Origin of the sequence: Mycobacterium sp. (genome assembly GCF_035314905.1) — a bacterium.
GTDB lineage: Bacteria > Actinomycetota > Actinomycetes > Mycobacteriales > Mycobacteriaceae > Mycobacterium.
Genome location: NZ_DATFYW010000119.1, coordinates 1 through 9209 on the forward strand (window position 1 = coordinate 1; position 9209 = coordinate 9209).

Genomic DNA, 9209 nt, shown 5'->3' on the forward strand with positions numbered 1-9209 from the left:
CGCGGCCAGCAGTCGATGCTGGGCGCGGATCTGGCCGGCGAGGTCAGCACCGACGGTGTCTATGTCGTCGAACCCGAGGTGCCGCACCGGTTTACGGTGGCCGCCCTTGACCTGGGCATCAAGACCAACACGCCGCGCAACTTCGCCCGGCGTGGGATCCGCAGCCACGTGCTGCCGGCTGCGGCGACCTTCGACCAGATCGCCGACATCAAACCGCACGGCGTGTTCCTGTCCAACGGCCCGGGCGACCCGGCCACCGCCGACCGCGTCGTCGCACTCACCCGGGAGGTGCTGGGCGCCGGAATCCCGTTGTTCGGCATCTGTTTCGGCAATCAGATCCTGGGCCGGGCGCTGGGGCTGTCGACGTACAAGATGGTGTTCGGCCACCGCGGCATCAACATCCCGGTCATCGACCACGCCACCGGGCGGGTCGCGGTGACCGCGCAGAATCACGGCTTTGCGCTGGAAGGCGAGGCGGGCCAGTCCTTCGACACGCCATTCGGCCCCGCGGTCGTCAGCCACACCTGCGCCAACGACGGCGTGGTGGAGGGCGTCAAACTCGTTGACGGACGGGCATTCTCGGTGCAATACCACCCGGAGGCCGCCGCCGGCCCACACGATGCCGAATACCTCTTCGATAGCTTTGTCGAGCTAATGGCAGGTCACCAATGATCGCGAGCGTGCGTGTCTGTACAGCGACACGCCGTAAACCCGGTACAACTGCGCACTCTCGCGCCTGGAAAGGAGGGCGCTAGTGCCGCGGCGGACGGATCTCAACCACGTCTTGGTGATCGGCTCGGGTCCGATCGTCATCGGGCAGGCCTGCGAGTTCGACTATTCCGGCACCCAGGCGTGCCGGGTGCTGCGCGCCGAGGGGCTGCAGGTCAGCCTGGTCAACTCCAACCCGGCGACCATCATGACCGATCCGGAGTACGCCGACCACACCTACATCGAGCCCATTACCCCGGCGTTCGTCGAGCGGGTGATCGCCCAGCAGGCCGAGCGCGGCAACAAGATCGACGCGCTGCTGGCCACGCTCGGCGGGCAGACCGCGCTCAACACGGCGGTGGCGCTGTACGAGAACGGAGCGCTGGAGCGGTACGGCGTCGAGCTCATCGGCGCCGATTTCGACGCCATCCAGCGCGGCGAGGACCGGCAGCGGTTCAAGGACATCGTCGCCAAGGTCGGCGGCGAGTCCGCCCGCTCCCGGGTGTGTTTCACGATGGACGAGGTACGCGAGACGGTCGAGGAGCTGGGCCTGCCGGTGGTGGTGCGCCCGTCGTTCACGATGGGCGGGCTGGGCTCGGGCATGGCACACACCCTCGAGGACGTCGAGCGGATGGCCGGCGACGGCCTGGCGGCCTCGCCGTCGGCCAACGTGCTGATCGAGCAGTCGATCTACGGCTGGAAGGAATTCGAGCTCGAGCTGATGCGCGACGGCCACGACAACGTCGTGGTCGTCTGCTCGATCGAGAACGTCGACCCGATGGGCGTGCACACCGGCGACTCGGTGACCGTCGCCCCGGCGATGACGCTGACCGATCGCGAATACCAGCGGATGCGCGACCTCGGCATCGCGATCCTGCGCGAAGTCGGCGTCGACACCGGCGGCTGCAACATCCAATTCGCCGTCAACCCGGCTGACGGCCGGCTGATCGTCATCGAGATGAACCCCCGGGTTTCGCGGTCCAGTGCGCTCGCGTCGAAGGCCACCGGCTTCCCGATCGCGAAGATCGCGGCCAAGCTCGCGATCGGTTACACCCTCGACGAGATCCTCAACGACATCACCAAGGAGACCCCGGCCTGCTTCGAGCCGACGCTGGACTACGTGGTGGTCAAGGCGCCGCGGTTCGCGTTCGAGAAGTTCCCGGGCGCCGACCCGACGCTCACCACCACGATGAAGTCCGTCGGTGAGGCGATGTCGCTGGGCCGCAACTTCATCGAGACGCTCGGCAAGGTGATGCGGTCACTGGAGACCGCCAGGGCAGGTTTCTGGACCGGGCCGGACCCCGGGGGCGGCAGGGAGGACGCTCTCGAGCGGCTGAAGACCCCGAGCGAGGGGCGGCTGTACGACATCGAGCTGGCCCTACGGCTCGGCGCGACGGTGGAAGAGGTGTCTGATGCCTCCGGCGTCGACCCGTGGTTCGTCGACCAGATCGCGATGCTCGTCATGCTGCGCCGTGAACTGCTCGACGCGGCGGTACTCGACGAGGATCTGCTTCGGCGTAGCAAGCACTTCGGGCTGTCGGACCGCCAAATCGCCACGCTGCGACCCGAGTTGGCCGGCGAGGTCGGGGTACGGGTGCTGCGGCAGCGGCTCGGCATCCACCCGGTGTTCAAGACCGTCGACACCTGCGCGGCCGAGTTCGAGGCCAAGACCCCGTACCACTACAGCAGCTACGAGCTCGACCCGGCCGCGGAGACCGAGGTCGCGCCGCAGACAGACAAGCCGAAGGTGCTGATCCTCGGCTCGGGCCCGAACCGCATCGGGCAGGGCATCGAATTCGACTACAGCTGCGTGCACGCGGCGACCACGCTGTCGGAGGCCGGCTTCGAGACCGTGATGGTCAACTGCAACCCCGAAACGGTGTCCACCGACTACGACACGGCCGACCGCCTGTACTTCGAGCCGCTGACCTTCGAGGACGTGCTGGAGGTCTACCACGCGGAATCCCGCTCCGGCGAAGGCGGTCCCGGTGTCGCGGGTGTGATCGTGCAGCTGGGCGGCCAGACTCCACTCGGGCTCGCGCAGCGGCTGGCCGACGCCGGCGTGCCGATCGTCGGCACCAGCCCGCGAGCCATCAACCTGGCAGAGGACCGCGGTGCGTTCGGCGAGTTACTCGGCAATGCCGGTCTGCCCGCGCCCAGGTTCGGCACCGCGACCAGCTTCGAGGCAGCACGCAAGATCGCCGCGGAGATCGGCTATCCGGTGCTGGTCCGCCCCTCGTACGTGCTCGGCGGGCGAGGTATGGAGATCGTCTACGACGAGGAAACGCTGCACCGCTACATCACCCGCGCGACCGAGCTGTCGCCCGAACACCCGGTGCTCGTCGACCGGTTCCTCGAGGACGCCATCGAAATCGACGTCGACGCGCTGTGCGACGGCGAGGAGGTGTACCTCGGCGGGATCATGGAGCACATCGAGGAGGCCGGGATCCACTCCGGCGACTCGGCGTGCGCGCTGCCGCCGGTCACGTTGGGCCGCAGCGACATCGAGAAGGTGCGCCGCGCCACCGAGGCGATCGCGCACGGGATCGGGGTTGTCGGGCTGCTCAACGTGCAGTACGCGCTGAAGGACGACGTGCTCTACGTGCTCGAGGCCAACCCGCGGGCCAGCCGCACCGTGCCGTTCGTGTCCAAGGCCACCGCGGTACCCCTGGCAAAAGCCTGCGCGCGAATCATGCTCGGCGCCAACATCGCCCAACTGCGCGACGAGGGCCTGCTGGCGCGAACCGGGGATGGCGCCACGACGGCGCCCTACGCCCCGATCGCGGTCAAGGAGGCCGTGTTGCCCTTCCATCGGTTCCGTCGCGCCGACGGCTCGGGCGTCGACTCGCTGCTCGGGCCGGAGATGAAATCGACCGGCGAGGTGATGGGCATCGACCGCGACTTCGGCACTGCCTTCGCGAAAAGCCAGACCGCGGCGTACGGGTCGCTTCCGAGCGGGGGCACGGTGTTCGTCTCGGTGGCCAACCGCGACAAGCGCTCGCTGGTGTTCCCCGTCAAACGCCTCGCCGATCTCGGCTTCCGTGTGCTCGCCACCGAGGGCACCGCAGAGATGCTGCGCCGCAACGGGATCCCGTGCGAGGTCGTGCGCAAGCACTTCGAAGAGCCAAGCGAAGGGAGGCCGCGACTGTCGGCGGTGGACGCGATCCGCGCCGGCGAGGTCAACATGGTGATCAACACCCCCTACGGCAATTCCGGTCCCCGCATCGACGGGTACGAGATCCGCTCGGCGGCCGTGGCGATGAACATTCCGTGCGTGACGACGGTGCAGGGCGCGTCGGCGGCCGTACAGGGGATCGAGGCCGGCATCCGCGGCGACATCGGGGTGATGTCGTTACAGGAACTGCACAGCGCGCTGAGCAACGGCGGGCACCAACGGTGACCGGGTTCGGCGCCAGGCTGGCCGCCGCGATCTCGTCGCGCGGACCGCTCTGCCTCGGCATCGACCCGCACCCGGAGCTGCTGCGGGCGTGGGATCTGCCCGAGGACCCGGACGGGCTCGCGAGGTTCTGCGACGTCTGCGTCGACGCGTTCGGCGGGTTCGCGGTCGTCAAACCCCAGGTGGCGTTCTTCGAGGCCTACGGTTCGGCGGGCTACGCGGTGCTGGAGCGCACCATCGCCGCACTCCGTCGAGCGGGGGTCCTCGTGCTGGCCGACGCCAAGCGCGGCGACATCGGCTCGACGATGGCGGCCTACGCCGCGGCGTGGGCCGGCGACTCGCCGCTGGCCGCCGACGCCGTCACCGCGTCGCCGTACCTGGGCTTCGGCTCGCTGTGCCCCCTGCTGGAGACCGCGGCCGCGCACGGACGCGGTGTCTTCGTGCTCGCGGCGACCTCGAACCCGGAGGGCGCCGCCGTCCAGCGGGCGCTCACCGACGGCCGCACGGTCGCGCAATCGATCGTCGACGACGCCGCCGCCGTCAACCGCAAGGCGCTGCCGGAGCCAGGCTCGGTCGGGGTCGTTGTCGGGGCGACGGCGGCCGACGTGCCGGACGTCAGCGGGCTCGGCGGCCCGGTGCTGGTACCAGGCGTGGGTGCCCAGGGCGGCCTGCCCGAGGCGCTCGGCGGGCTTGGCGGGGCCCGGCCGGGCCAGCTGTTGCCCGCGGCGTCGCGTGCCGTGCTGCGCGCGGGGCCCGATGTGGCGGCGCTGCGAGCGGCCGCCGAGCGGCTGCGTGGCGCGGTTGCCTACCTGGCCTAAGTGTCTACTACGGAACGTAGTTGACGGCTGCGTCAATTAACGGCCCATGCGAATCTTTGCCCGCGACACGCGCAACGCTCACAAAACTCATAGAAATCTGCGCTTGAGCCGAAGTGGCGGTTGTTTGCTTGTCGCCGGCAAACCAGTGCCGACACCCGATACGGATGGCCCGACGCGAAAGGGGTTGACCCCCACGCGAATACAGTCAGCGCCGATCAGGGGCGACGGCTTCCCAGCGCGCACCGCGGGGCGGCGCGCCGGTGCGCCGATTCCCGCGTGTCCCCGCGACACGCTGGCGATATGAGGGCTCTAGCAGGGGGTGGGGTTCGCATTCGTCGGGCGGCGTGGGTACGGTCGTCGTCGCTGGCCGGATAACTCCGGCCGAGGGAAAACAGATCGATAGATGGTGATGAGACGGAGGAATCGTGGCCCTTCCCCAGTTGACTGACGAGCAGCGTGCGGCTGCTTTGGAGAAGGCTGCTGCCGCTCGTCGAGCGCGCGCCGAGCTCAAGGATCGGCTCAAGCGAGGCGGCACCAACCTCAAGCAGGTCCTTCAGGACGCCGAGACCGACGAGGTCCTCGGCAAGATGAAGGTCTCGGCGCTGTTGGAGGCACTGCCGAAAGTCGGCAAGGTCAAAGCGCAGGAGATCATGACCGAGCTGGAGATCGCCCCGACGCGCCGCCTGCGCGGCCTCGGCGACCGTCAGCGCAAGGCTCTGCTGGAAAAGTTCAACCACTCGGCGTGACGGCTGGCGGAGGACCGGACAAGCCCATCGTCGTGCTGTCCGGTCCCTCCGGAGTCGGCAAGTCCACGCTCGTCCGCTGCCTGCGCGACCGCGTCCCGAACCTGTACTTCAGCGTCTCGGCGACGACGCGGGAACCCCGTCCGGGCGAGGTGAACGGTGTCGACTACCGCTTTGTCACCCCGGCGCAGTTCCAACAGCTCATCGACGACGGCGCACTGCTGGAGTGGGCCGAGATCCACGGCGGCCTGCACCGCTCCGGGACACCGGCCGAGCCGGTGCGTCGGGCCGCCGCCGCCGGTCGTGCGGTCCTCATCGAGGTCGATCTGGCCGGCGCCCGGGCCATCAAGCGGGCGGTGCCGGACTCCATCACCGTTTTTCTGGCCCCGCCCAGTTGGGAAGCGCTGAAGGCCCGGCTGACCGGCCGGGGCACCGAAACCGCCGAGGTCATGGACCGCCGGCTGACCACTGCCCGCGCCGAACTGGCAGCTCAGGGCGACTTCGATGTGGTCGTCGTGAACAGCGAATTGGAGTCGGCGTGCGAAAAATTGATAGCCTTACTGGTGGGAACTGCGCCGGAGCCGGCGTGATCAACCCACAGAACTCAAATCTTCAGGAGACGTTCTTTCGTGAGCACCCCCCAAGACGCGACGCTGGCTGCCGTCGGAGACCGTGACGCCACGGTGGACGCGTACGACACGCCGCTGGGTATTACCAACCCGCCCATCGACGAGCTGCTGGAGCGAGCGTCGAGCAAGTACGCGCTGGTGATCTTCGCCGCCAAGCGCGCCCGCCAGATCAACGACTACTACAACCAGCTCGGGGAAGGCATCCTCGAGTATGTCGGCCCACTGGTCGAGCCGGGTCTGCAGGAGAAGCCGCTTTCGATCGCCCTGCGGGAGATCCACGCTGACCTGCTCGAGCACACCGAGGGCGAATAGCCGGCGATGAGCCTCTCGGGCGGCAAGCGGATCGTCGTCGGCGTCTCGGGCGGAATCGCCGCCTACAAGGCGTGCTCGGTGGTCCGCCAGCTCACCGAGGCCGGCCACGACGTCCGCGTGGTGCCCACCGAATCGGCGCTTCGCTTCGTGGGCGCCGCGACATTTGAAGCGCTGTCCGGCGAACCGGTCCACACCGGCGTGTTCGAGGACGTTCCCGGCGTCCCGCACGTCCAGATCGGCAAGTCGGCCGACCTCGTCGTCGTGGCGCCCGCGACGGCCGACGTGCTGGCCCGCGCCGCCCATGGCCGAGCCGACGACCTGCTGACCGCCACCCTGCTCACCGCGCGCTGCCCGGTGTTGTTCGCACCCGCGATGCACACCGAGATGTGGCTGCATCCGGCGACCGCCGACAACGTCGCGACCCTGCGTGGCCGCGGCGCGGTGGTGCTCGAGCCCGCGTCCGGGCGGCTGACGGGCGCCGACACGGGCGCCGGCCGGCTGCCGGAACCCGAGGAGATCACGACCTTCGCCGAACTTCTGCTGGACCGCGGCGATGCGCTGCCCTACGACCTGGCCGGCTGCAACGTTCTCATCACCGCCGGCGGCACCCGCGAACCGATCGACCCGGTTCGGTTCATCGGGAACCGCAGCTCGGGCAAACAGGGCTACGCGCTGGCGCGCGTCGCCGCCCAGCGGGGCGCCGAGGTGACGCTGATCGCAGGCCATACCGCCGGGCTGGCCGACCCCGCCGGGGTTCACGTCGTGCACGTCAGCTCGGCACAGCAACTGGCCGATGCGGTCTGTAAGCACGCCCCCGACGCCCACGTGCTGGTGATGGCGGCCGCGGTCGCCGACTTCCGGCCAGCTACGGCGGCGACAAGCAAGATCAAGAAGGGCTCGGAGTCGGAGACGGCGCCCACGATTGAACTCCTCCGCAACGACGACGTGCTGGCCGGCGCGGTACGCGCACGAGCCGAGGGACAGCTGCCCAACATGCGCGCGATCGTCGGATTCGCGGCCGAAACCGGGGACGCCAACGGCGACGTCCTGTTCCACGCCCGCGCCAAGCTGCGCCGCAAGGGGTGCGACTTGTTGGTCGTGAACGCGGTGGGCGAAGGCCGGGCGTTCGAGGTCGACAGCAACGACGGGTGGTTACTCACTTCAGACGGCACCGAGGCCGCGCTGGAGCACGGTTCGAAGACGCTGATGGCCAGTCGTATCGTGGACGCGATCGCAACCCTCCTGCACGGCCGCACCGGCTAGCAGGTTCGGCAGACAGGCTGCGCGAAAGCCCTGCGCGCAGGCGCCGGGGATGTTATTTGCTTAACTAAGTTTGTCAGTAGCGGAAGGACGAGACACCGTGAGCCAACCAGGTCGGCTGTTCACGAGCGAGTCGGTAACCGAGGGGCACCCCGACAAGATCTGCGACGCGATCAGCGACTCGATTCTCGACGCGCTGCTCGCCCAAGACCCGCGCTCACGGGTCGCGGTGGAGACGCTCGTCACCACCGGACAGGTGCACGTGGCCGGTGAGGTCACCACGGCGGCCAACGCCGACATCCCGACGATCGTGCGCGAACGCATCCTCGAGATCGGCTATGACTCGTCGGCCAAGGGCTTCGACGGCACCTCCTGCGGTGTGAACATCGCGATCGGCAAGCAGTCGCCCGACATCGCACAGGGCGTGGACACCGCCCAGGAGGCACGGGTCGAGGGCACGGGCGACCCGCTGGACAAGCAGGGTGCCGGCGACCAGGGGCTGATGTTCGGCTACGCGGTCAACGACACCCCGGAGTTGATGCCGCTGCCCATCGCGCTGGCGCACCGGTTGGCGCGCAGGCTGGCGGAGGTGCGCAAGGGCGGCGTGCTGCCGTACCTGCGGCCCGACGGCAAGACGCAGGTCACCATCGAATATGACGGCACCAAGCCGGTGCGGCTGGACACCGTCGTGATCTCGACGCAGCACGCCGCCGACATCGACCTCGACAACATGCTCACCCCCGACATCCGCGAGAAGGTGCTCAACACCGTGCTCGACGACCTCGGTCACGAGACGCTGGACACATCGTCGGTGCGGCTGCTGGTGAACCCGACGGGCAAGTTCGTGCTCGGCGGCCCGATGGGCGACGCGGGGCTGACCGGCCGCAAGATCATCGTCGATACTTACGGCGGCATGGGCCGGCACGGCGGCGGCGCTTTCTCGGGCAAGGATCCGACGAAGGTCGACCGTTCCGCCTGCTACATGGCTCGCTACGTTGCCAAGAACATCGTGGCCGCGGGTTTGGCCCAACGCGTCGAAGTCCAGTTGGCCTACGCGATCGGCGTGGCCGAGCCGGTTTCCGTGATGGTCAACACTTTCGGCACCGGCATGCTAACGGAAGAGCACCTGGTGGATCTGGTTCGCGCCAACTTCCACTTGACGCCCAAGGGAATGATCGACTCGCTGAAGTTGCGCCGTCCGATCTACCGCAAGACCGCCTCCTTCGGACACTTCGGACGCACCGAAGACACGTTCACCTGGGAAGCGACCGACAAGGCCGCGGCGCTCGCCGAGGCTGCCAAGCCCGCTACTGCGGCGCGTAGTTAACCAAAGTAGCTAACC

At 68.6% G+C, this 9209-nt stretch carries 8 protein-coding genes; all 8 read left to right on the top strand.

Features of this window, described 5'->3' with window-relative positions:
- A partial coding sequence (locus tag VKG81_RS09970; protein ID WP_324395761.1) for a glutamine amidotransferase-related protein occupies nucleotides 1-672 on the top strand: 672 nt, incomplete at its 5' end.
- Between the two features lie 82 nt (nucleotides 673-754).
- Nucleotides 755-4108, top strand: coding sequence for a carbamoyl-phosphate synthase large subunit (gene carB / locus VKG81_RS09975; protein ID WP_324395762.1), 3354 nt, complete (start codon nucleotides 755-757; stop codon nucleotides 4106-4108).
- Complete coding sequence (gene pyrF / locus VKG81_RS09980; RefSeq protein WP_324395763.1) at nucleotides 4105-4923, top strand: orotidine-5'-phosphate decarboxylase; 819 nt, start codon at nucleotides 4105-4107, stop codon at nucleotides 4921-4923. Before carB ends, pyrF begins: the two co-directional genes overlap by 4 nt.
- Before the next feature lie 425 nt (nucleotides 4924-5348).
- Nucleotides 5349-5669 (top strand): integration host factor, actinobacterial type, encoded by a 321-nt coding sequence (gene mihF, locus VKG81_RS09985; RefSeq protein ID WP_324395764.1) that lies wholly within the window; start codon nucleotides 5349-5351, stop codon nucleotides 5667-5669.
- Nucleotides 5666-6256, top strand: a complete 591-nt coding sequence (gene gmk, locus VKG81_RS09990) for a guanylate kinase (protein WP_324395765.1) — start codon at nucleotides 5666-5668, stop codon at nucleotides 6254-6256. The genes mihF and gmk overlap by 4 nt, the downstream gene beginning before the upstream one ends.
- A gap of 39 nt (nucleotides 6257-6295) precedes the next feature.
- Entirely contained in the window at nucleotides 6296-6607 is a 312-nt protein-coding gene (gene rpoZ / locus VKG81_RS09995) for a DNA-directed RNA polymerase subunit omega (RefSeq protein WP_414685216.1), read from the top strand.
- A 6-nt stretch (nucleotides 6608-6613) separates the two neighbouring features.
- Nucleotides 6614-7870, top strand: a complete 1257-nt coding sequence (coaBC, locus tag VKG81_RS10000; protein ID WP_324395766.1) for a bifunctional phosphopantothenoylcysteine decarboxylase/phosphopantothenate--cysteine ligase CoaBC — start codon at nucleotides 6614-6616, stop codon at nucleotides 7868-7870.
- A gap of 97 nt (nucleotides 7871-7967) precedes the next feature.
- Nucleotides 7968-9194, top strand: a complete 1227-nt coding sequence (gene metK / locus VKG81_RS10005; protein WP_324395767.1) for a methionine adenosyltransferase — start codon at nucleotides 7968-7970, stop codon at nucleotides 9192-9194.
- The last annotated feature ends 15 nt before the right edge of the window (nucleotides 9195-9209 follow it).

What these genes read in the sequence shown, in the direction of transcription:
- coaBC (WP_324395766.1), top strand. Translation starts at nt 6,614, where the DNA reads ATGAGCCTCTCGGGCGGCAAGCGGATCGTCGTCGGCGTCTCGGGCGGA.